This is a genomic window from Alkalihalobacillus sp. R86527 (genome assembly GCF_042466185.1).
In the GTDB taxonomy this organism is placed as follows: Bacteria; Bacillota; Bacilli; order Bacillales; family Guptibacillaceae; genus Guptibacillus.
This window is the reverse complement of record NZ_JAXHBW010000001.1, coordinates 2,255,593-2,279,465: the sequence shown is the minus strand read 5'-3', so window position 1 is coordinate 2,279,465 and position 23,873 is coordinate 2,255,593. Positions and strand designations below refer to the sequence as shown.

Below are 23,873 nucleotides of genomic sequence, written 5' to 3'. Positions count from 1 at the left end.
CATGCTTATCCGATTTAATGGATAAGTAAATCGACGATAACGGGGTGTGGATTCATTGCCGAAAACAAAATCAACGCCAGACCTGGTCTTTTTAACTGTGACACTTGCTCTACTAGCAATCGGATTAGTGATGGTCTATAGTGCTAGTGCAGTATGGGCTTCTTATAAATTCGATGACGCCTTCTTCTTTGCAAAAAGACAGCTTCTATTTGCGGGAGTCGGGGTCGTTGCAATGTTCTTCGTAATGAACGTGGAATACTGGACATGGAGGACATGGTCTAAGTTAGGAATTCTGATTTGCTTTATCTTTCTAATACTAGTCTTAATCCCTGGGGTCGGATTAGTTAGAGGAGGAGCGAGAAGTTGGTTAGGTGTTGGGGCGTTTTCGATCCAACCTTCTGAATTTACAAAATTAGCGATGATCGCTTTTCTGGCTAAATACCTATCAGAAAACCAAAAGCGTATCACTTCGTTTAAAAAGGGACTTGTTCCATCGCTCGGTCTCGTTTTAGTAGCATTTGCAATGATCATGCTCCAGCCGGATCTTGGTACAGGAGCGGTTATGGTTGGAACATGTGTTGTAATGATTTTTATTTCAGGTGCAAAAATTTCGCATTTCGCATGGTTAGGGTTGCTTGGTATTGCAGGCTTTGTAGGATTAATTTTATCTGCACCTTACCGAATCGCAAGAATTACATCTTACCTCGATCCTTGGAGTGACCCACTTGGCAGTGGCTTTCAAATTATTCAGTCCCTGTATGCAATTGGACCAGGAGGATTGATGGGTCTTGGCCTAGGGCAAAGTAGGCAAAAGTTTTATTACTTACCTGAACCTCAAACTGATTTTATTTTTGCTATTTTATCTGAGGAACTTGGATTTATAGGTGGTAGCTTCGTGATTCTGTTATTTGCACTTCTCCTTTGGAGAGGAATCAGAATTGCGCTACGCGCGCCAGATTTATTTGGTAGTTTACTCGCTGTTGGCATTATTGGGATGGTCGCGATTCAAGTGATGATCAATATTGGTGTTGTTACAGGGCTAATGCCTGTTACAGGTATCACACTTCCGTTCTTAAGTTATGGAGGTTCCTCGTTAACGCTCATGTTAGTAGCGATGGGGGTATTGCTAAACATTAGTCGATATGCCAAATTTTAGCTCTCAGATACTCTTCTTCCGTCACATGGTAGCGACCTCTTCCCAATAGGATAGTAGTGGAGGAAGTCAGGAGGATGATATGAACAAGCTAAAGCAAGTTGAAGATGCATTAATTAGAGCAGATGTTGGTAGAGTTCGCGTGAATGAGCCGCTGTCGAAGCATACCACGATTCGGATTGGTGGCCCTGCAGCCATCCTGGTTGAACCGAACTCGATTGAAAGCCTAAGAAAAATCCTTGCCATTATTAACAAAAACGATGTTAAGTGGCGTGTGATTGGCAGAGGGTCAAATTTGTTAGTGAATGATAATGGAATAGCCGGTGTCGTGATCAAACTTTCTAAAGGTATGGATGATTTCGTTTTACACGATAACGAACTGCGAGTTGGTGGGGGATATTCTTTAATCAAATTAGTGACCCTCATTTCCAGAAAAGGGTTAACTGGTCTCGAGTTTGCTGGCGGTATACCCGGCTCTGTAGGTGGAGCTATATACATGAACGCTGGCGCGCATGGGTCTGATATATCAACTGTACTAACGAAAGTGCTGGTTCTCTTTCGAAGAGGAGAACTAAGGTGGCTTACAAGGGATGAGATGAGGTTTTCTTATCGAACTTCTATTTTGCAAGAGAAACCGGGGATTGTTGTCGAGGCCGTTTTCGAATTGCAAAAGGGAGACCAGAAGTCAATCGTTGCTCACATGGAAAAAAACAAAGACTACCGTTCTGACACGCAACCATGGAAAGAGCCTTGCTGTGGTAGTGTTTTTCGGAACCCTTTGCCAGATCATGCTGGCCAATTGATTGAAGCTTCAGGATTAAAAGGGCATCGAGTAGGTGGAGCTGAAATATCAACTCTCCATGGTAACTTCATCGTAAATGTAGGTGGAGCTACAGCAAAAGATGTTGAGGAACTGATTGCTCTTGTGAAATACACCGTGAAAAGTAGGTACGGAATTGACCTTCACACTGAAGTAGAAATAGTTGACAGATAAAACGCTCCAATTGCTGGAGCGTTTTTTATATTGATATTCTTTTTAATTCAAACAAAAGGCTAATTTAGTCGATATTTGACTAAGAAAACATTTTTCTTGTCTGGATAAAAAGCCCTAAAAATATGCTATAATGGTGAAAATAAGCAGCATTTCTTTATCATGCCGTTCGGTTGCCATGATATGAAATAGAGCACTTTGAAGAATTATTATTTCAAGACGGGGGCAAAAGGATGGAAGATCGCAAAGTAGTAACGATAGAAGATCGGATTCCGACACTAAAAGCGCAACGTAAACAGCGCGCAAATAGAAGACTGATCGTCTATTTATCAATCTTCTTCTTTTTAATTTTGTTGATTATTTACTTCCAATCTTCTTTGAGCCACATTCGGACTATCACTATTTCAGGCAATCATTATATTGCTACGGATGAAATTGAAAAGATGAGTGGTCTTGATCAAAGTGTAAGCTTTTGGAACATTAATAAAAAAGAAGTAGTATCTCAAATCGAAAGCTCTAAAGAAATATCTAGCGCAAACGTTACTCGACAGTTTCCTGCGACGGTGAATATTGCAGTTACTGAAAATGAGCGAGTAGCCTATCTGAAGAAGGGAAGTAAGTTTTTCCCAATACTTCAAACAGGAACGATACTGGATGCCTTGAAGAAAGGTGAGACACCAGTCAATGCACCGATTCTTCTGCAATGGGACGAGAGCACAGAACTGTCTGAAATGGCAGGAGAGTTAAGGAAAGTTAAGATGAGTGTGATTAATCGTATTTCTGAAATTCACTACGAACCGAAAGAAGATAACGCGTTTAATCTAACTTTATTCATGAGTGATGGCTATGAAGTACGGACAAGCATTAGTAGTTTTGCAAAAAGAATAAATGCATATCCGTTAATTGTTAAGGAACTACAAGATAAGCCAAAAGGTATTCTATATTTGAATGAAGGTAGCTGGCTCGAACCGTATGAAAAAGTGGTAGAAGAGAAAAAGGAATCATAAGCGAGAAATTACCTATGAGTATGTTCCTAATGGACAAGGATGAGTTTTTTTATACGAACATTTATGATTCAGGGAGTATGACACTTCTCTTTCCGAATATGGAACGATATTAAGCTTTTTTCGTATGAATCAATCATTGTCTTTTCTCCATGTTCTTCATGGTGTAGACTTATACGTATGTTCTTTCTATCTATTACGAAAGACTTATAATCTATTGAATCAAATTTTTGAGTCAAACAACTAAAAAAACTTATAAAATATTGGTCAAAAGAAGGGAAATTAACGGATTTGTGGAATAGTGTCCTTATATCGCATTCTTATAGCGATCAGTACTTTTCTGTTAAAATGAAGTTTACTAACAGAAAATGTTGTGAATATAAAGGTGTTGGAGGTTTATTCGACCCTATTATAGAGAATATACAAATACCTGAAATAGGTAGCAATTCGAAGGAGGTGCCAGGAGAATGAACAGCAACGAAGTTTATGTGAGTCTAGACATCGGTACATCCAATGTGAAAGTAATCATTGGCCAGATGACAAACGATTCATTGAATATCCTCGGGGTAGGCAGTGCGCCGTCCGATGGAATTCGTAAAGGATCGATTGTGGATATAGATGAAACTGTTCGTTCAATTAAACAGGCAGTAGAAAATGCAGAAAGAATGGTAGGATTATCGATTCGTTCCGTCATTGTTGGAATTAACGGGAATCACGTTCAGCTTCAGCCTTGTCACGGTGTAGTGGCTGTTTCTAGTGAGGACCGCGAAATTCATGATGAAGACGTTGCGAGAGTAATTGATGCAGCACAGGTTGTTTCTATCCCTCCTGAGCGTGAAATTATTGATGTAATCCCAGGTCAATTCGTAGTAGATGGATTAGATGGCATTACAGACCCAAGGGGCATGATTGGTGTACGTCTTGAAATGGAAGGCACCATCATTACTGGTTCAAAAACCGTATTACATAATCTATTGAGATGTGTTGAGAAAGCAGGCCTTGAAATTGCTGATATTTGTCTACAGCCGCTAGCATGTGGCGCAATGGCTCTCTCGAAGGATGAGAAAAATCTTGGAGTGGCACTTGTGAACATGGGAGCAGGTTCGACGACAATTTCTATATTCGAAGAAGGTTCTCTCAAGGCGACTTCAGTTCTTCCTATCGGGGGAGATAACGTCACGAAAGACATTTCTATAGGTCTAAGAACGACTACTGAAGAAGCTGAACGTATTAAGATAAAGCATGGTAATGCATTTGTAGACCTTGCATCTGAAGAAGAAGCATTTACTGTGTCTACGATAGGTAGTTCAGCTGAACAAGAATTTAATCAGTTCGAATTGGCTCATATTATAGAACCTCGTATCGAAGAGATGTTAGAATTGATAGAAGACGAGATTAGGCGTTTGGGTATACGCGAATTGCCAGGTGGATTTGTACTTACTGGAGGAATGGTAGGTATGGATGGTATCCTCGAACTTGCAAGGGACGTACTCCAACATAATGTGCGCGTTGCAGTTCCTGATTATATTGGAGTTCGTGAACCCCAATATACTACTGGCATTGGTCTAATCCAATTTACGTACAAGAACGTAAAAATTCAGGGGAAAGAAGTGGCTGCTTCCTTAAACCCTGAGGATGAAGTGAAGCCCAAGCGTAAAAGCAAACCTGAACCTCAGTCGGGAGAGAAATCTTCTCCAGGTATGAAAGAAAAAGTTAAGAATTTCTTTAATTTATTTGTAGAATAAAGGGCATTACAAGATTAGGAGGACCTGAGATGTTAGAGTTTGATATGAATATGGAACAATTAGCACAAATAAAAGTAATCGGTGTCGGCGGTGGCGGAAGCAATGCTGTTAACCGAATGATTGAAAACGGAGTTCAAGGTGTAGAATTTATTGCTGTAAATACAGATGCACAGGCATTGAACCTTGCGAAAGCAGAAGTAAAGATGCAAATTGGTGGCAAGTTAACAAGAGGTCTTGGTGCAGGCGCGAATCCGGAGATCGGAAAGAAAGCTGCTGAAGAGAGCAAAGAGCAGATCGAAGAAGCACTTCGTGGCGCTGATATGGTATTCGTAACTGCAGGTATGGGAGGCGGAACTGGTACTGGTGCTGCTCCCGTTATTGCTGAGATTGCAAAAGAACTAGGCGCACTTACAGTTGGTGTTGTTACTCGTCCATTTACGTTTGAAGGTAGAAAGCGTTCAACTCAAGCGGTATCTGGTATCGCGATGTTGAAAGAAAAAGTTGATACGTTGATCGTTATTCCTAACGACCGTCTACTTGAAATCGTTGACAAGAACACTCCTATGCTAGAAGCATTCCGTGAAGCGGATAACGTTTTACGTCAAGGTGTACAAGGTATATCAGACCTAATTGCGGTTCCTGGTCTTATTAACCTTGACTTTGCAGACGTTAAAACCATTATGACTGAAAGAGGATCTGCATTGATGGGAATCGGTATCGCTACAGGCGAGAACCGTGCTTCAGAAGCAGCCAAAAAGGCGATTTCCAGCCCATTGCTTGAAACGTCGATCGACGGAGCAAAAGGCGTTCTTATGAACATTACAGGCGGATCTAACTTAAGCCTTTATGAAGTGAATGAAGCAGCAGATATCGTATCTTCAGCTTCTGATGAAAATGTCAACATGATCTTTGGTTCTGTTATCAATGAAGAACTAAAAGATGAAATTCTTGTGACTGTGATTGCAACTGGATTTGACGAGAATGAAAACAAGAAAAAATCTGTTCCTCGTCCTTCTTCTCAATCTAAGCAGGGTGCTCCAATCCAGCAACCAAAGCATGAAGAGGAAGAAACACAACAGCCAGAACCTTCTAAGTTTGGTTCTCGCGTTGAGGAATCCAATGAAACACTCGATATTCCTACTTTCCTTCGTAATCGTAAGCGCAGAAGATAATACTTTAAAAACCAGCTCAAAGATGAGCTGGTTTTTTTGTTTTTAATATCTTTTTTAGGAGGGATCATAAGTGAGTTTCTTGGTTCCAGCGCTTGTCGAGCCTAAACGCCCACTTCCGCCTTTATTGATATCTAGCTCCAGTGGGCAGGCTCTCGATCGCTTCACCTTTTCGACAGAACACAAAGAACGTGTTCAATCGAAAAGGCTCCAGCGCTTGTCGAGCCTAAACGCCCACTTCCGCCTTTATTGATATCTAGCTCCAGTGGGCAGGCTCTCGATCGCTTCACCTTTTCGACAGAACACAAAGAACGTGTTCAATCGAAAAGGCTCCAGCGCTTGTCGAGCCTAAACGCCCACTTCCGCCTTTATTGATATCTAGCTCCAGTGGGCAGGCTCTCGATCGCTTCACCTTTTCGACAGAACACAAAGAACGTGTTCAATCGAAAAGGCTCCAGCGCTTGTCGAGCCTAAACGCCCACTTCCGCCTTTATTGATATCTAGCTCCAGTGGGCAGGCTCTCGATCGCTTCACCTTTTCGACAGAACACAAAGAACGTGTTCAATCGAAAAGGCTCCAGCGCTTGTCGAGCCTAAACGCCCACTTCCGCCTTTATTATTAAATTATTCAAATTTTTCTCTAAACACTGTTGTGTTTGTGAAGTGTGACACGTATAATGTCCATTATATAAAAACAAAAGTCCTTGATAGAAGGACATAAGGGAGTGGAGATTATGAAGGATAGCGTATCGATTGGACTGTTGGGGCTTGGGACTGTTGGTAGTGGTGTGGTACATATGATCGAGTCGCACCAAGAGGAGCTTCAACAGCGAGTTGGTTGTGTTGTGAAGGTAGGTAAGGTGCTTGTAAGAGATATCGAAAAAAACCGAGGTGTGGCTGTTAACGAAGATTTGTTAACACAAGATCCTAATGAGGTGATTCATAATCCTGATGTGGATGTTGTTATCGAAGTGATGGGAGGAATCGATCAAGCGAAAGAATATATCCTCGCTTCGTTAAAAAATAGAAAACATGTTGTAACTGCAAACAAGGATTTGATGGCTTTGCATGGAAGAGAGTTATTAACGGCTGCAGTGGACAATGATTGTGATCTCTTTTATGAAGCTAGTGTGGCTGGTGGTATTCCTATTCTTCGTAGTTTAGTAGAAGGTCTATCTTCTGATAGAATCACTAAATTGATGGGAATCGTGAACGGTACGACGAATTATATTCTTACAAAGATGACTAAGGATAACGTGCCTTATGAGAGCGTTTTGAAAGAGGCACAAGAACTTGGTTTTGCTGAAGCTGATCCAACTGCTGATGTTGACGGACTTGATGCAGCTCGTAAAATCGTCATCCTTGGTACATTAGGATTTTCAATGAAAGTAGGACTGGATGATGTCAAGATCAAAGGAATCACTCAGGTTGATGCAGAGGATATTTCATACAGTAAGAAGCTAGGGTATACAATTAAACTTCTATCGATCGCGAGCTCAGAAAATGGCTCGATCGAACTTTCTGTACAGCCTACCTTGTTGCCATCCCGTCATCCTCTCGCTTCAGTAAATGACGAATACAATGCTGTCTATGTTTACGGTGAAGCTGTGGGTGAAACAATGTTCTACGGTCCAGGAGCAGGACAACTTCCTACAGCTACTGCTGTTGTCTCTGACCTTGTCGCGGTCATTAAAAACATGCGTTTGGGTGTAAATGGTAAGAGTGTCATCCTTCCTCAACATGAACGTAAGCTGAAGAAGGAAGAGGAAATTAAGAGCAAGTACTTTATCAGACTCTTTGTAAAAGATGAAGCCGGTGCATTTTCAAAGATTTCTCATTTGTTTAAGGATCACGGAATTAGTCTTGAGAAGTTGATCCAGGAGCCAGTTATTAATAATGGAACTGCTGAGCTTGTTATCATCACACATGAAACGAATCAACAAGCGTTCGAGGACGTTCATAGTCAATTAAATGATTTGGATGTGGTGGTGGAGGTGAAAAGCAGGTATCGAGTGGAGGGAATGTAATGTCTGTCTGGAATGGATTGTTAAAGCATTATGCGGATTATTTGCCGGTTACTGAAGAAACTCCCTCACTGACTTTAAATGAGGGGAATACACCTTTATTAAAATTAAACACGCTTTCTGAGGAACTAGGCGTTTCATTACATGTGAAAATTGAAGGAGCCAATCCTACTGGCTCCTTTAAAGACAGAGGCATGGTGATGGCAGTAGCGAAGGCAAAAGAAGAAGGAAGCAATGCGATTATTTGTGCTTCGACTGGAAACACAGCAGCGGCAGCAGCGGCGTATGGTGCAAGAGCTGGATTACGTTGCATCATCGTTATTCCAAAAGGCAAGGTCGCGTTAGGAAAGCTTGCGCAAGCCATGATCTACGGTGCTGAAATCTTTGAGATCGATGGAAACTTTGATGAAGCACTCCGAATGGTACGATCGATCGCTGAAACAGAGCCTATTACACTTGTGAATTCAGTTAACCCGTATCGTTTAGAAGGTCAGAAAACGGCCGCTTTCGAAGTTTGTGATCAGCTTGGTAAAGCGCCGGATGTTCTTGCGATCCCTGTAGGGAATGCAGGGAATATTTCAGCTTACTGGAAAGGATTTAAGGAATACCTTTCTGATGAGCGAAAACCCGAGATGAGAGGGTTCGAAGCGGAAGGATCAGCAGCGATCGTAAAGAAAAAGATCATCCAAAATCCAGAAACGATCGCTACAGCTATCAGAATTGGTAACCCCGCTAGTTGGCAACTTGCTGAAGAAGCAGTAGTTGAATCAGATGGGAAGATTGATAGTGTTACGGATGAAGAAATTTTGAATGCCTATCAGCTACTTGCAAAAAAAGAAGGAGTATTTGCAGAACCTGCTTCTTGTGCTTCAATCGCAGGCGTGTTAAAACAAGTGGCTTCTAAAGAAATTGCGCAAGGTAGCACGATTGTAGCAGTATTGACTGGAAATGGTTTGAAAGACCCATCAACGGCAATGGAGACTGTGCTTGTGAAACCGCGCGTCGTTGCTGCAGATAAAGGGAAGTTTTTAGAAGAGCTTAAGGGATGTGTAAGTCATTGAAACAACATGTCTCTTTGAAAATACCAGGAAGTACTTCAAACCTAGGACCAGGGTTCGATTCGATTGGGTTAGCAGTCAACCGTTACCTTTACGTTAAGTTTGAACCTTCCACTGAATGGAAATTTCACTATATTGATTTTCAAGAAAAGTTTCCTTCTGGTAAAGATAATCTTATCTATAAAGTTATTGAATCCATTGCAGATGAGATGTTACAAACTCCAGAACCACAGGCTATTACAATGACAAGCGAATTACCTTTAGAGCGGGGACTTGGTAGCAGCGCAGCTGCAATTGTTGCTGGAGTAGAAATCGCAGATCGTATTATGAATCTTCATTTAACTTCAAAACAAAAGGTAATGTTTGCTTCTAAATTTGAAGGCCATGCTGATAACGTTGCTGCCTCGATCTATGGCGGCCTTGTTATCGCATCAGGATTAGGAGAAATTGACACCATCGTCCAAGAAGTTGAAAATCTTGAGATGGTTGCATTGATTCCTGAGAGGAAATTAAAAACGACTGATTCACGTTCCGTACTTCCAGTGAATCTTTCTTATCAAGATGCAGTGAAGGCGAGTAGTATCGCAAATGTTTTAACTGCAGCAGCAGTTATGAACAATTGGCAGCTGGCTGGAGAGTTGATGAAAGAGGATTTGTTCCATCAACCATATCGAAAGCATCTCGTTCCAGATCTTGAACGCGTTCAATCTCTTGCGATAGAATGGGGGGCTTATGGGGCAGCACTTAGTGGAGCGGGTCCAACCTTGCTTCTATTTACGCCTCCCGGTACAGCTGGAAAATTAAAAGCCGTAATGGAGAAAAATTTTCTGGAATATGAGTGTCTCGAACTTCTACCTACCAATCGAGGAGTCGAGAGAGTTTTGAACGATGTGGTACAACGGTAATCAATTAAATAATAGCCGTCCATTTATGGACGGCTATTATTTTTGCTTTATAGCATACTGACAAAAATAGTGGTAATTATCCAAAATAACCTTGGTATTAACGGCATGATTTGACAGTCTTTCAATTCAAACTAGTCTATACTAAAGGTCAAATTCGTTAGGGAGGAGCCAGCGGGTGGCTGTATATCTGGATGTAATATGGCTGTTGAACATCTGTTTTGACTACATGCTATTGATGCTTACCAGTTTGCTGCTAAAGCGTCATGTTCGTAAAAGACGACTTGCTGCTGGCGCTCTTGTTGCTTCCCTTTATGTCATTTTTCTTTTCATTCCTGGAATGGAATTCATGGTTAACCCTCTAGTGAAATTATTTTATTCTTTAATCATTGTGAGCATGACATTTGGATTTACTAGGTTTCGAAGTTTCTTGCAAAGTTGGCTGTTGTTCTATTTCGTTACGTTTATGATCGGTGGAGGAATGCTAGGAGCACATTATTTCTTCAAACAGGATGTAGGTGTCTATAACGGGGCGATCGCCACACAAGGCACTGGTTTTGGTGATCCAGTCAGCTGGGGATTTGTTCTCGTTGGCTTTCCGGTCATATGGCTGTTCTCAAAGAAAAGATTAAGTGAAATCGAGGCGAAGAAAATTCATTATGATCAAATTGCCACCGTAAAGATTACGATTGATGATGTTATTGTAACGGCAGCCGCCCTGATCGACAGTGGAAACCAGCTTCGAGACCCTTTATCCGGTGCACCCGTAATGATTCTCGACATGACCATCCATTCAGAACAGTTCTCAGATCAATTTCTTGAAAAAGCAAAGAATGTAACTGATTTTCAAAGTGAGGGAGAGGTGGACAGGTGGGAGCATAGACTTAGAATCGTTCCATTTCGAGCCGTCGGCCAAGATCATCAATTTTTATGTGCACTAAAGCCTGATGAGGTAGAGATAACAACGAAAGAAGAAACCCTCGTTGTGAAAAAGGTTCTCGTGGGCCTTAGTTTCCAATCTTTGTCGGGGGAGAAAGAGTACAGTTGTATCCTTCATCCAAAAATGCTGGCTGAAAAGGCGAATGCTTCTTAATAAGAAGTAATAAAACAGATTGGGGAGGTAACATGCATGGGGAAATTAAAGATAAAAGTTGTACTCTGGTGGCAACGTATTCTTATGAAACTCGGCATAAAGCCTGACGAAATTTATTACATAGGAGGAAGCGAAGCACTCCCACCTCCTTTAACAAAAGAAGAAGAAGCCCATCTTTTAATCAAATTGCCTGGAGGTGACAAGGCTGCTCGTTCGATCTTAATCGAAAGAAATTTGCGACTCGTTGTCTATATCGCAAGGAAATTTGAAAACACGGGAATCAATATTGAAGATTTGATCAGTATAGGGACGATTGGTTTAATTAAAGCTGTAAATACATTCAACCCAGAGAAGAAAATAAAGCTAGCAACTTATGCTTCTCGATGTATTGAAAATGAGATTCTCATGTTTCTCCGTCGAAATAACAAAATTCGTTCCGAGGTTTCCTTCGATGAGCCTCTTAACGTGGATTGGGATGGAAACGAGTTACTCTTATCTGATGTGCTCGGGACTGATGAAGATATCATCACAAAGGGAATCGATGCTCGCGTAGATCGAAAGTTGCTTGTGAAAGCTCTCGAAACCCTGAACCCAAGAGAAAAGCAAATTATGGAATTAAGGTTTGGTCTTGCTGGAGATGAAGAAAAAACACAAAAGGATGTTGCTGATCTTCTCGGAATTTCTCAATCCTATATTTCTAGGCTAGAAAAGCGCATCATCAAAAGGCTCCGCAAAGAATTTAACAAGATGGTCTAAGTTTCTTGAAATGATAAATGCATAATTTTCCCACTCTCGGAGATACTTTACTTTGACAGCATCTCCGATGAGGAGGGAAAGAGTTGACACGAAACAAAGTCGAGATTTGTGGAGTAGATACCTCCAAACTTCCGGTACTGAAGAATGAGAAAATGAGAGTGCTCTTCAAACAGATGCAGGCAGGGGATATTTCTGCTAGGGAAGAGCTAGTGAATGGAAATTTACGACTCGTTTTAAGCGTTATTCAGCGATTTAATAATCGTGGTGAATACGTTGATGATCTTTTTCAGGTCGGATGTATTGGATTAATGAAATCCATTGATAACTTCGATTTATCGCAAAACGTGAAATTCTCAACTTATGCAGTACCGATGATAATCGGTGAAATTAGACGGTATCTCCGGGATAATAACCCGATAAGAGTTTCTAGATCGCTTCGAGATATTGCCTATAAATCCCTCCAGATCAGGGACAAATTGATGACGAAAAACTCTAAAGAGCCGAATCCAACAGAAATTGCTAAGGAACTTGGTGTAACGAAAGAAGAAGTTGTATTCGCGCTCGACGCCATCCAGGACCCTGTTTCATTGTTTGAACCAATATACAATGATGGTGGAGATCCAATCTTCGTAATGGATCAAATTAGTGATGATAAGCAAAAAGATTTTCATTGGCTAGAGGACATTGCATTGAAAGAAGCGATGACGAGGCTGAACCAAAGGGAGAATATGATTCTTCAAATGCGATTCTTTCAAGGAAAGACGCAAATGGAAGTAGCTGATGAAATTGGTATTTCTCAAGCGCAAGTCTCACGTCTTGAAAAAGCAGCAATCCAGCAAATGAACAAAAATATACAAAGTTAGAACAAGACCTGTTAAACAGGTCTTTTCTATTGCCCACTTTTCATATAATAAAATGGAAAGGTGGGGGTGTGATGATAAAAATCTCTGAATTTCAGGTTAAGGATGTTGTGAATGTTTCTAATGGTAAAAAACTTGGACATATAGCGGACCTTGAAATAAACTTGACGACTGGAAAAATTGAAGCGATCGTCATCCCAGGGCAAGGAAAGATGATGGGTTTTTTTGCACGGGAAAGTGACCTCGTAATCCCATGGCGTAATATCGTGAAGATTGGGTCAGATGTAATTTTAGTGAAACATTATGATTCATCAGATTCAGAATCTTTTCATAAAGAGTCATGAATAGCCAATATCTCACAATCTATATCCCTTCTTCTCAACATAATATGATAAAATAGAGTGTAAACTTGAATAGAAATGAAGGGATATAGCTGTGAGAAAAGAACTGTTTCAAGATACGATTGACAATACTTCACTAGCACTTCATTTCAGAGACGTTGCTAGTTCTACAAGTAAACTTAAAGCGGGTTTTTCGACTCGATATAACGGTGTCAGCAAGGATCCTTATGCTAGTCTGAACCTCGGTTTCCATGTGCCAGATCACCCATTAGATGTTCTAACTAATAGAAAAATTCTAAGCAAATCGATAGGCACACACCTAGAAGATTGGGTAGTTGGAGAGCAAATTCATGGAAATGAAATTGCACGTATCGGTTCAAATGATATAGGGCGTGGTGCTACCGATCATGATACGGCCATACCGAATAAAGATGGTTTGTATACGGATGAAAGGGGAATCATGTTAGCTGCGCTTTATGCTGATTGTGTTCCGCTCTTTTTTTACTCACCATCCAGCGAAAGGGTTGGAATTGCCCACGCAGGCTGGAAAGGAACCACGAAGGATATTGCTGGAGAGATGATTCGTAAGTGGCAAGAAGATGGGATTGACCCTAAGGACATTTTGATAGCAATAGGACCTTCGATTGGAAGTTGTTGCTATGAAGTTGACGATAGGGTGATAGCGAGTGTCATTCAAGTTGCATTTGAATCTAAACAATTCTTCACACCAAACAACAATCATACTTATCAGCTCGATTTAAAAGCTGTGAATAAACACTTATTCCTAAAAGCAGGCGTACTGGAGGATAATATTTTTGTTAGTGACTATTGTACAAGCTGCAGTAACCTGTTTTTCTCTCATAGAAGTGAAAATGGTAAGACTGGAAGAATGATGGGTTACATTGGACTTGAGGAGGTTTAACAGGGAAGTGGAAGTAAGAACAAATTTAGAGAAAATCGTTTCGAAGATCGAATCTGCTGCACATCGCTCGAATCGAAACCCTGAAGATGTAAACATTATCGCAGTAACGAAATATGTTAGTATCGATCGTGCAAAGGAAGCTGTTGGTGCAGGGTTATCGCATCTTGGAGAAAATCGACAAGAAGGCTTGATCGAGAAGGTCGAAGCGTTTGAAGAACAGCCAGTATGGCATTTTATCGGAACGTTACAATCTCGTAAGGTAAAGGAAATCATTGCCCACGTGGATTATATTCACTCGTTGGATCGTCGATCTCTTGCTAAAGAAATCAATAAGAGAGCGACGAAAAAGATGAAATGTTTTGTGCAAATTAATGTTTCAGGAGAAGAATCGAAACATGGACTGACTCCTGAACAAGTGATGCCATTTGTTGAATCCCTAAAAAACTACCCAAATATTGAAGTTGTTGGTTTGATGACCATGGCTCCTCATATTAAGGATGCAGATGAGATCAGAGCAGTCTTTCAACAATTGAGAGAACTTCAAACGCTTGTACAAAAGCAATCGTTTGAACACGCACCATGTAAAGAACTTTCTATGGGAATGTCTAATGATTTTGAGATTGCTGTTGAAGAAGGTGCTACGTTTGTTCGTATCGGATCGTCTCTTGTTGGTTAAGAAAATAACAACTCCCGGAGGTGCAGGGAATGGGAATTAAGACAAAGTTTAAGCAGTTCTTTGAACTCGATGATGAACCAATAGAGTTCGAGGACGATGTTCAAACACCGTATGCTGAGGATGATGAATTGGAGAATTCTAGAGTTAACCGTAACCAGAACAAGCAAAAAAATTCTAATCAATCGAATCAGAATGTAGTAAGTCTGCAAAGTATTCACAAGAACTCGAGAGTTGTACTTGTTGAACCTAGAGTGTATGCTGAAGCTCAGGATATCGCCGATCATATTAAAAATCGAAAGTCTGTAGTTATGAACTTACAGCAGATTCCACATGACCAAGCAAAGAGAATCGTTGATTTCCTAAGTGGCACAGTGTATGCTCTTGGCGGAGATATTCAGAAGCTCGGTCCTGACACATTCATGTGTACTCCGGATAATGTTGAAATCTCTGGTAACATTACCGATGAAATATTTGAAGATTAGCCTCTAAGGAAGGTGAAAAATTTGGAAATTGCTTATTTATTAGCACAAGCTATACAGATTTACTCCTGGGTATTAATTATTTATATCTTTATGTCCTGGATTCCAAATGCTAGAGAGTCCTCAATCGGACAAATGATTGCAAGAGTTGCAGAACCATATCTTGCTCCTTTCCGCAAAATTATACCGCCGATCGGTGGAATGCTAGATATTTCTCCTATTGTTGCTATTTTTGCACTTCAGTTCGCACAGTATGGAATCGTTGCTCTCTTCAGAATGATTCTGTAATTCTATGTCAATTTACGAACACTATCGTCCTGAAGAACGCACGTTTGTTGATCGAGTATTGCAATGGCAAAGTGAAGTAGAAGAAAGATACACTCCAAAATTGACGGATTTTCTGGATCCAAGAGAGCAGGATATCGTAACACAAATTATAGGAAATCATCCGGATGTGACAGTGTCTTTCTCAGGCGCAGTGGATGGAGCTGAACGGCAGCGTGCACTGCTTCTACCCCCTTATCTAACAGCAACCGAAGAAGATTATGCAGTAGTTGCTCTAGAAATTACATATCCTTCTAAATTCGTTTCATTGTCGCATCCAGATCTTCTTGGTGCATTGATGGGACTAGGATTGAAACGGGAAAAATTCGGTGATATTTATGTGTTGGATGGTCACGCGCAGCTAATCGTTGCAGAGGAAGTATCGGATTATATTAAGATGAACTTAAACCAGGCTGGGAAAGCGTCGATATCTCCTGAGGAGATTCCTCTTTCACAATTGAATGTTCCACCGACTAGGTGGGAAGAACAAACTGGTACTGTAAGTAGTCTACGACTCGATGCTGTTTTAGCTGAAGTATACAACTTCTCTCGGTCTAAAGTAACTCCGATGATTGAGCATGAGCGTGCCAAACTAAATTGGAAAGTCGTTGATCAGCCTTCTACCGAAGTAAAAGCGGGTGATTACTTATCCCTTAGAGGTTCAGGTAGAAGCAAAATCAATACGATTGAAGGAAAAACAAAGAAAGATAAATGGCGAATTATCTATAGTATAAGAAAATAATTTGTCAAAATTAGAAGGATTGTCCAAAAGGATTGTCGAATTACGAGTTGGGACATAAAAGAGAGCAAACCGGAGGTGGCTGAATTGCCTTTAACACCATTAGACATTCATAACAAAGAGTTTACTCGCGGATTCCGCGGTTATGATGAAGACGAAGTAAATGAGTTTCTAGATCAAGTCATTAAAGATTATGAAACTGTTATTAGGGAAAAAAAGGAGCTTAATGAGAGAGTTAAGATTCTTGAAGAAAGACTAGGACATTTCTCAAACCTTGAAGAAACATTGAACAAGTCGATTCTTGTGGCGCAAGAAACTGCAGAAGAAGTAAAGCAGAGTGCAACGAAAGAATCTCGTTTGATCCTAAAGGAAGCAGAGAAGAATGCAGACCGCATCATTAACGATTCTCTAGCTAAAGCGAGAAAGATATCGATGGAAAACGAAGAGTTGAAAAAACAAGCTTCTGTTTACCGTACACGTTTCCGCATGCTTGTTGAAGCTCAACTAGAAATGTTAACAAATGAAGATTGGGACGGGCTCGCTGCACGTTTTGATGAAGAAGAAGAGCAAATTCAAGAAAAAGCATAACGCAATCTTTTAACATTTCTTTCGCATTTTCTTGACTTATCAAAAATGAATACACTATACTTTTGATATACATTAAAGAATGTTAGTTTCTTAAGAAGAATGAACATTGCATTTCAAAAGCATAAGTGATTAAGAAATGGACGATACTGTTTCTTACAAATAAGTGATAAAGAACGACTGCGATGGGAAGAGTAACTGTTTCACCTTAACAAAGCGAGCTGGGGTTGGTGTGAGCCCGGTGTTAAGCAATCAGTGAAGATCATCCCTGAGTCCCGAGCTGAACAATAAGTAAGCCCCGGCGTATCATTCACGTTACGAATGCAAAGTGAGCACAGCACTGTGCTTAAGTTGGGTGGTACCACGGGAAAACCTTCTCGTCCCTATGTTAGGGATGAGGAGGTTTTTTTATGTTCACGGAGACAGAAAGCGGAGTTCGATTTTGAAGGAGGAAGGGACATGAGCTTTAAAGAAACACTACTGATGCCAAAAACAAAGTTCCCAATGCGCGGCAATTTGCCAAACAAAGAGCCTAATATGCAAAAAGAATGGGAAGAAAAAAATCTATATGAGAAAGTACAGGAAAGAACGAAAGATCGTCCTCTTTTCGTATTGCACGATGGCCCTCCATATGCTAACGGGGATATTCATATCGGTCATGCTGAAAACAAAGTACTGAAAGACATGATCGTGCGCTATAAATCCATGAATGGCTTCAATGCACCGTACGTCCCTGGTTGGGATACTCACGGTTTACCGATCGAACAGGCCCTAACGAAAAAAGGCGTTGATCGTAAGAAATTAACGGTAGCGGAATTCCGTAAGAAGTGTGAAGAATATGCACTTAAGCAAGTTGATCGCCAGCGTGAACAGTTTAAACGTCTTGGTGTTCGAGGAGATTGGGATAATCCATATATCACTCTTAATAAAGGGTATGAAGCTCAGCAGATTAAAGTATTTGGAGAGATGGCGAAACGTGGCTATATCTACAAAGATAAAAAAACCGTTTACTGGTCTCCAACTTCAGAATCAGCTCTAGCCGAAGCTGAAATCGAATATCAGGATAAACGCTCACCTTCGATTTATGTGGCGTTCCAAGTAAAGGATGGAAAAGGTGTATTGGATGGAGAAGAGAAGTTCATCATCTGGACAACAACTCCATGGACGATTCCATCAAACCTTGCGATCGCATTGAATGCGTCGTTTGAATATAGCGTGGTCGAAGCAGATGGAAACAAATTCGTCGTCGCTTCAGAACTACTCGATCAACTTAAAGAAGAATTTGAATGGAATAGCGTCAAAGAAATGAAGCGCCTAAAAGGAAGCGAACTAGAATATGTTACCGCACAACACCCTCTTTACGATCGTGAATCACTAGTTATTCTAGGTGATCATGTAACGCTAGATGCTGGTACTGGTTGCGTTCATACCGCTCCGGGTCACGGTGAAGACGATTATACAATCGGAAGAAAGTACAATCTTGAAATCCTTTGCCCTGTAGATGAGAAAGGTGTCTTCACGAACGAAGCTCCAGGATTCGAAGGCTTGTTCTATGATAAAGCAAACAAACCAATCACTGAGAAGCTTGAAGAAGCTGATGCGCTAGTCAAGCTTTCATTCTTTACGCACTCCTATCCGCATGACTGGCGTACTAAGAAGCCAATCATCTTCCGTGCGACTGAACAGTGGTTCGCTTCAATCAAGCAATTCCGCCCTGAATTGTTACAAGCAGTTGCGGACGTAGAGTGGTTCCCAACTTGGGGAGAAATTCGCCTTCACAACATGGTAAAAGACCGAGAAGATTGGTGTATTTCACGTCAGCGTGCATGGGGCGTTCCGATTCCAGTTTTCTACGGTGAGAATGATGAACCAATCCTAACGGATGAAACAATCGACCATGTGTCAGAGCTATTCAGACAGCATGGCTCAAACATCTGGTTTGAGTGGGATGCGAAAGATCTGTTGCCAGAAGGATTCACTTCAGAACATAGTCCTAACGGTACTTTCCGTAAAGAAATGGATATCATGGACGTTTGGTTCGATTCTGGTTCATCTCATCAAGCGGTACTTGAAGAGCGTAGCGACCTTGCGCGCCCTGCAGACTTGTACCTTGAAGGATCTGACCAATACCGCGGTTGGTTTAACTCATCTCTTTCGACTTCTGTAGCAGTTACAGGAAAAGCACCATACAAGGCAGTGCTCAGTCATGGGTTCGTACTTGACGGAGAAGGGAAGAAGATGAGTAAGTCATTAGGTAACGTGATGGTACCAAACGATGTTATGAAGCAGCTCGGTGCCGATATCTTGAGACTTTGGGTTTCTTCTGCTGATTACCAGGCTGATGTACGTGTGTCGAATGAGATTCTTAAGCAAGTAGCGGAAGTGTACAGAAAGATTCGTAACACGTTCAGGTTTATGCTAGGAAACTTAGAAGGTTTCGACCCAGCTACGAACAGCGTTTCTTATGAGAATCTAAGTGAGCTCGATCAATACATGCTTGTGAAGTTAAATAACGTGGTAACGAAAGTGAAGAAAGCTTATGATGAGTATCAGTTCTTAACTGTTTACAATACGATTCATAATTTCTTTACAACAGAGATGAGCTCATTCTATCTTGATATCGCAAAAGATACGCTTTATATTGAGCATGAAGATCATCCTAAACGTCGAGCGATTCAAACGGTTCTATATCAAACGGCTGTAGCGTTAACGAAACTTCTTTCACCAATCATTCCACATACTGCTGAAGAAGTATGGCAGTTTGTACCTGGTGAAAAAGAAGAGTACGTTCAGCTTTCTGATATGCCTGAAGTGAAGAACTTCGAAGGAACTTCTGACCTTGAAAGCAAATGGGATCATGTCATGGACCTTCGAGATGAAGTTCTAAAAGCTCTTGAAGAAGCTCGAAACGAAAAGAAAATTGGTAAGTCCTTAACAGCTCAGCTTCATATCTATGCAGACGGTGAAGCGAAACAGCTTCTAGAAAGCATCAATAACCTTGATAAGCTTCTAATCGTATCTGCTGCATCTGTTGTAGGTAGTAAATCTGAAGCTCCAACAGAAGCGAAGAATTACGACGAACTATCGATCATGGTTTCACCTGCAGAAGGCGAAACATGTGAACGTTGTTGGAGAGTAACGCAGACAGTTGGACAAGATGAAACATATCCTACCCTATGCGTAGACTGTGCTGAAACTGTAAAAAACCATTATTAAGATAGAAAGCGCTTTGCAAAATGCAAAGCGCTTTTTATACGGTTGACGTTCACATTGTACAGGAATGAATCCTGTGCTAAACTTTCATAGGAAGTATCATTTGATCGGGGGAGCGCACGTGTGGAAATATTTAATAGCCATTGGCATTATTTTATTTGATCAATGGACCAAATGGCTTGTTGTTAAAAACATGGAGTATGGAGAGACAATAAAACTTATCAACGACTTTCTTTATCTGACCTCACATCGAAACCGAGGAGCTGCATTTGGGATTCTTCAAGGTCAGATGATTTTCTTTTACCTTATAACGGTTGTTGTGATCGTCGCAGTTTTATATTATATGAAGCAATATAAACATAGCCGTTTCGTCAGTGTTACTCTTGCCTTGATCTTAGGCGGGGCAGTTGGGAATTTCATTGACCGTATTTTTAGAGGAGAAGTTGTGGATTTTGTTAACACATTCATCTTCTCGTACGATTTTCCGATTTTCAATGTAGCGGATGCTTCGCTCGTTATAGGGGTCATCCTCATTTTTATCGGAACTATTTTTGAAAGCAAGCAAGCTGAAGGGGATAAATAATGGAAAAGTTCACATTTACAGTAAGCACAGAGAATAAAGGTCAGCGTATTGACAAGTTGATTCCAACATTTGATCAAGAGTGGTCTCGAAGCCAGGTTCAAACCTGGATTAAAGATGAGCACATTCAAGTGAATGGTGAATCCGTCAAAGGAAACTACAAAGTTTCTGAGAACGACGAAATCATTGTGATGGTACCTGAACCAGAAACACTTGAAGTTGTTCCGGAAGATCTTAATTTAGACATCGTCTATGAAGATCAAGATGTACTAGTGGTCTATAAACCGAGAGGGATGGTTGTACATCCAGCACCAGGACACCCGAACGGAACACTTGTGAATGGATTGATGCATCAGGTCAAGGATCTTAGCGGGATTAATGGTGTAATCCGCCCGGGAATCGTTCATCGAATCGATAAAGATACTTCTGGCTTATTGATGGTTGCGAAAAATGACAACGCTCATGAATCGCTTGTAAAGCAACTTCAAGCAAAAACGGTGAATCGCCGTTATAAGGCGATCGTACACGGAAACATTCAACACGATGTTGGTACGATCGACGCACCGATTGGTCGTGACAAACAGGAGCGTCAGAAAATGACGGTTACGGATGAGCAAAGCCGAGATGCAGTCACTCACTTTAAAGTGCTAGAACGATATGATCACTACACGTATGTGGAGTGTCAGCTAGAAACAGGACGAACGCATCAAATTCGCGTTCATATGAAATACATTGATCATCCTGTTGCGGCTGATCCAAAGTATGGTCCAAGAAAGAAATCTTTACCGATCGATGGACAAGCATTACATGCCGGAGTATTGGGCTTTGAACATCCAGTGACTGGTGAATGGCTTAGAGTTTTCTCGTGAAGTTCCGGAAGACATGGAACAGCTTTTAAAGCGATTAAGACGATAATAAGCGGTTGACAGGGCTTCAGAGCTCTGCCATACTACATGTAGACAATATAGCAAATCCTTTAACGATGGTCCCGTGAGACTGCAAAGGAACAAAGGCTATGTACTGAACGTACGTTTCGTATGCCTAAAACCCTTTTGCTCTCATGGCAAGAGGGTTTTTTATTGACTTAGGACCCGTGCTTATCGAAGTGCAAAGCCGTCCAGTTGAAAGGAAGAGACATATGGAAGATAAGAGAGTATTACTTGATGATCAAGCGATCCGGAGAGCATTAACGAGAATCGCACATGAAATTTTAGAAAGAAATAAAGGTATTCAAAATACGATGCTTGTTGGAATTAAAACAAGAGGGATCTACTTAGCAGAGCGCCTTGCCGAACGAATTGAGCAAATCGAAGGTTCGACGATTCCAGTGGGAGAAGTTGACATCACGATGTATCGAGATGATCTATCTCTAAAGCATGAAGATCAGGACCCGAAAATCAAAGGGACTAGCATTGAAAACGATGTTACAGATCAAAAAGTCATTCTTGTAGATGATGTTCTGTTCACTGGACGCACCGTTCGAGCTGCTATGGATGCGTTGATGGACCTTGGCAGACCTTCACAAATTCAGCTAGCAGTACTCGTCGATAGAGGGCATAGAGAGCTCCCAATTCGCCCAGATTATGTTGGTAAAAATGTTCCAACATCGAAAGAAGAAATTATCGAAGTAGCTTTAACAGAGGTTGATGAATTCGATCAAGTTAGCATTAAACATTCATAATAAAACATAATAACGTGCTCCCTTTAAGGTAGTCCAGAGAGACAGCCAAGGGAGGAGACGCTGTTCAATCAGGACACGCGTGTACCTCCTTGCGGCTAAGCAAGGAGTTTTTTTATACCTTAAGCTTAGTCGGGACGCACATTCAAGGAGGAAAAGACTATGAAACAAGCATTAGGCATCCGTGAAGTACCAAAAGCTACAACATGGGTTACATTAAGTCTCCAGCATCTTTTCGCTATGTTCGGGGCAACTATTCTCGTACCGTTCTTGGTAGGGCTTGATCCAGCGGTCGCACTTGCTTCAAGCGGCCTTGGAACACTTGCATACTTACTAATTACAAGAGGGAAAATTCCAGCATATCTTGGCTCATCATTTGCTTTTATCGCTCCGATTATTTCAGCTGTATCACTCGGTGGACCTGAAGGGGCAATGATCGGAACGTTCTTCGCTGGAATCATCTACGGTGTTGTCGCCATCGCCATCCGGGCAGCAGGGCTAAATTGGTTATTGAGACTCTTACCGCCAATCGTGGTTGGGCCGGTGATTATGGTGATTGGTCTTGGCCTAGCAGGCACTGCCATCAGCATGGCGATGAACAACCCTGAAACTGAAGCTTATAGCGGTCTTCACTTTACAGTAGCGCTCGTAACGCTAGGTGTTACGATTGCGGCTTCCATATTCTTAAGAGGGTTTTTAAGCCTCATCCCGATTTTAATCGGAATCGTTTCTGGCTATACGTCCGCATATTTTGTAGGACTCGTCGATTTTACTCCAGTTCGAGATGCATCATTTTTCGAGGTGCCTGATTTCATCATACCATTTGCAGACTACAATCCAGCACAAGTGTTTTCCTGGGAAATTCTGTTCGTGATGGTGCCGATTGCATTGGTAACAATCGCAGAACATATCGGAGATCAAATGGTGTTAAGTAAAGTGGCTGGTCGAAATTTCTTGAAAACACCAGGGCTACACAGATCGATCCTAGGAGATGGTGTAGCAACAATGATTGCATCGTTTCTAGGCGGACCCCCGAATACGACGTACGGTGAAAATATTGGAGTTCTTGCAATTACAAGAGTGTTCAGTGTGTTTGTTATCGGAGGTGCAGCGGTACTAGCGCTTATCTTCGGGTTTATAGGTAAAGTGTCTGCACTCATTTCCACGATTCCAACAGCAGTTATGGGCGGTGTATCTATCCTCCTTTTCGGAATCATCGCTTCCTCTGGACTACGAATGTTAATCGATAACAAAATTGATTTAGGTGAGAAAAGAAACCTAATCATTTCATCCGTCATTTTAGTAATAGGTGTTGGTGGGGCTTTTATTCAGGTGACTGAGGAGCTTCAAATCGCTGGCATGGCGCTTGCTACGATTATTGGAATCATCTTGAACCTCGTCCTTCCTGGAGGAAACACGAAGGAATCGATTGAAAGTATGTTTGAAGAGAGTAATGAAGATCATACAGCTGCATAGTAACATCCTTTAAAAAGGTACAGAGAGACCTAAAAGGGTGAGAAACAGGCGCGAGAATACCATCGCGTCAACTTTTCTACACCCTGAGACTGCTCAGGGTGTTTTT

22 protein-coding genes, 1 pseudogene and 1 other annotated feature are annotated in these 23,873 nt (G+C 41.3%); all 23 genes and pseudogenes read left to right on the top strand.

The genetic code is table 11. The annotated features are described in order from the left end of the window. Positions 1 to 55 precede the first annotated feature (55 nt). The 23 genes and pseudogenes from spoVE to SJY16_RS11495 all read left to right on the top strand — a co-directional run bounded on the left by spoVE (position 56) and on the right by SJY16_RS11495 (position 23,767). Positions 56 to 1,156, top strand: a complete 1,101-nt coding sequence (spoVE, locus tag SJY16_RS11605) for a stage V sporulation protein E (RefSeq protein ID WP_377889346.1) — start codon at positions 56 to 58, stop codon at positions 1,154 to 1,156. A gap of 79 nt (positions 1,157 to 1,235) precedes the next feature. Continuing rightward, the gene (gene murB / locus SJY16_RS11600) at positions 1,236 to 2,147 is read left to right on the top strand and encodes a UDP-N-acetylmuramate dehydrogenase (protein WP_377889344.1); all 912 of its coding nucleotides are present in this window, start codon (positions 1,236 to 1,238) and stop codon (positions 2,145 to 2,147) included. A gap of 230 nt (positions 2,148 to 2,377) precedes the next feature. Then, complete coding sequence (locus tag SJY16_RS11595; RefSeq protein ID WP_377889342.1) at positions 2,378 to 3,151, top strand: cell division protein FtsQ/DivIB; 774 nt, start codon at positions 2,378 to 2,380, stop codon at positions 3,149 to 3,151. A 464-nt stretch (positions 3,152 to 3,615) separates the two neighbouring features. Next, complete coding sequence (gene ftsA, locus SJY16_RS11590) at positions 3,616 to 4,893, top strand: cell division protein FtsA (protein ID WP_270181791.1); 1,278 nt, start codon at positions 3,616 to 3,618, stop codon at positions 4,891 to 4,893. Between the two features lie 29 nt (positions 4,894 to 4,922). Next, a complete protein-coding gene (gene ftsZ / locus SJY16_RS11585; RefSeq protein ID WP_377889341.1) occupies positions 4,923 to 6,065 on the top strand; it encodes a cell division protein FtsZ in 1,143 nt (380 codons plus the stop codon). 730 nt (positions 6,066 to 6,795) lie between these two features. Beyond that, on the top strand, positions 6,796 to 8,088 hold the full coding sequence (locus tag SJY16_RS11580) for a homoserine dehydrogenase (protein ID WP_377889340.1): 1,293 nt from the start codon (positions 6,796 to 6,798) through the stop codon (positions 8,086 to 8,088). Beyond that, on the top strand, positions 8,088 to 9,146 hold the full coding sequence (thrC, locus tag SJY16_RS11575) for a threonine synthase (protein WP_377889338.1): 1,059 nt from the start codon (positions 8,088 to 8,090) through the stop codon (positions 9,144 to 9,146). Before SJY16_RS11580 ends, thrC begins: the two co-directional genes overlap by 1 nt. Then, a complete protein-coding gene (gene thrB, locus SJY16_RS11570) occupies positions 9,143 to 10,048 on the top strand; it encodes a homoserine kinase (protein ID WP_377889336.1) in 906 nt (301 codons plus the stop codon). The genes thrC and thrB overlap by 4 nt, the downstream gene beginning before the upstream one ends. 175 nt (positions 10,049 to 10,223) lie before the next feature. Beyond that, complete coding sequence (spoIIGA, locus tag SJY16_RS11565; RefSeq protein WP_377889335.1) at positions 10,224 to 11,138, top strand: sigma-E processing peptidase SpoIIGA; 915 nt, start codon at positions 10,224 to 10,226, stop codon at positions 11,136 to 11,138. A 36-nt stretch (positions 11,139 to 11,174) separates the two neighbouring features. Further along, positions 11,175 to 11,894 carry an RNA polymerase sporulation sigma factor SigE gene (gene sigE / locus SJY16_RS11560; protein ID WP_224881924.1) on the top strand — a complete coding sequence of 240 codons (720 nt, stop codon included), beginning with the start codon at positions 11,175 to 11,177 and terminating at the stop codon, positions 11,892 to 11,894. An 83-nt stretch (positions 11,895 to 11,977) separates the two neighbouring features. Beyond that, positions 11,978 to 12,757, top strand: coding sequence for an RNA polymerase sporulation sigma factor SigG (gene sigG / locus SJY16_RS11555; RefSeq protein ID WP_377889333.1), 780 nt, complete (start codon positions 11,978 to 11,980; stop codon positions 12,755 to 12,757). Between the two features lie 71 nt (positions 12,758 to 12,828). Then, the gene (locus SJY16_RS11550; RefSeq protein WP_377889331.1) at positions 12,829 to 13,098 is read left to right on the top strand and encodes a YlmC/YmxH family sporulation protein; all 270 of its coding nucleotides are present in this window, start codon (positions 12,829 to 12,831) and stop codon (positions 13,096 to 13,098) included. 91 nt (positions 13,099 to 13,189) lie between these two features. Next, positions 13,190 to 14,017 (top strand): peptidoglycan editing factor PgeF, encoded by an 828-nt coding sequence (pgeF, locus tag SJY16_RS11545; protein WP_377889329.1) that lies wholly within the window; start codon positions 13,190 to 13,192, stop codon positions 14,015 to 14,017. A gap of 7 nt (positions 14,018 to 14,024) precedes the next feature. Beyond that, positions 14,025 to 14,693, top strand: a complete 669-nt coding sequence (locus SJY16_RS11540; RefSeq protein ID WP_377889328.1) for a YggS family pyridoxal phosphate-dependent enzyme — start codon at positions 14,025 to 14,027, stop codon at positions 14,691 to 14,693. A 29-nt stretch (positions 14,694 to 14,722) separates the two neighbouring features. After that, the gene (locus SJY16_RS11535; RefSeq protein WP_377889326.1) at positions 14,723 to 15,175 is read left to right on the top strand and encodes a cell division protein SepF; all 453 of its coding nucleotides are present in this window, start codon (positions 14,723 to 14,725) and stop codon (positions 15,173 to 15,175) included. A 21-nt stretch (positions 15,176 to 15,196) separates the two neighbouring features. Further along, positions 15,197 to 15,460, top strand: coding sequence for a YggT family protein (locus SJY16_RS11530; RefSeq protein ID WP_377889324.1), 264 nt, complete (start codon positions 15,197 to 15,199; stop codon positions 15,458 to 15,460). A 4-nt stretch (positions 15,461 to 15,464) separates the two neighbouring features. Then, positions 15,465 to 16,238: a YlmH family RNA-binding protein gene (locus SJY16_RS11525; RefSeq protein ID WP_377889322.1), complete on the top strand. Its 774-nt coding sequence runs from the start codon at positions 15,465 to 15,467 to the stop codon at positions 16,236 to 16,238. A gap of 84 nt (positions 16,239 to 16,322) precedes the next feature. After that, a complete protein-coding gene (locus SJY16_RS11520) occupies positions 16,323 to 16,823 on the top strand; it encodes a DivIVA domain-containing protein (protein WP_377889321.1) in 501 nt (166 codons plus the stop codon). Positions 16,824 to 16,993: 170 nt separating this feature from the next. After that, positions 16,994 to 17,208 (top strand) — a binding site (T-box leader). A gap of 71 nt (positions 17,209 to 17,279) precedes the next feature. Then, positions 17,280 to 20,036 carry an isoleucine--tRNA ligase gene (gene ileS / locus SJY16_RS11515; RefSeq protein WP_377889319.1) on the top strand — a complete coding sequence of 919 codons (2,757 nt, stop codon included), beginning with the start codon at positions 17,280 to 17,282 and terminating at the stop codon, positions 20,034 to 20,036. A 118-nt stretch (positions 20,037 to 20,154) separates the two neighbouring features. Next, positions 20,155 to 20,616, top strand: a complete 462-nt coding sequence (gene lspA, locus SJY16_RS11510; RefSeq protein ID WP_377889317.1) for a signal peptidase II — start codon at positions 20,155 to 20,157, stop codon at positions 20,614 to 20,616. Next, positions 20,613 to 21,528 (top strand): annotated as a pseudogene (locus SJY16_RS11505) (RluA family pseudouridine synthase). The gene lspA and the pseudogene SJY16_RS11505 overlap by 4 nt, the downstream one beginning before the upstream one ends. Positions 21,529 to 21,751: 223 nt before the next feature. Then, positions 21,752 to 22,294, top strand: a complete 543-nt coding sequence (pyrR, locus tag SJY16_RS11500; protein ID WP_377889316.1) for a bifunctional pyr operon transcriptional regulator/uracil phosphoribosyltransferase PyrR — start codon at positions 21,752 to 21,754, stop codon at positions 22,292 to 22,294. A 159-nt stretch (positions 22,295 to 22,453) separates the two neighbouring features. Continuing rightward, positions 22,454 to 23,767, top strand: coding sequence for a solute carrier family 23 protein (locus SJY16_RS11495; protein ID WP_377889314.1), 1,314 nt, complete (start codon positions 22,454 to 22,456; stop codon positions 23,765 to 23,767). Positions 23,768 to 23,873 lie beyond the last annotated feature (106 nt).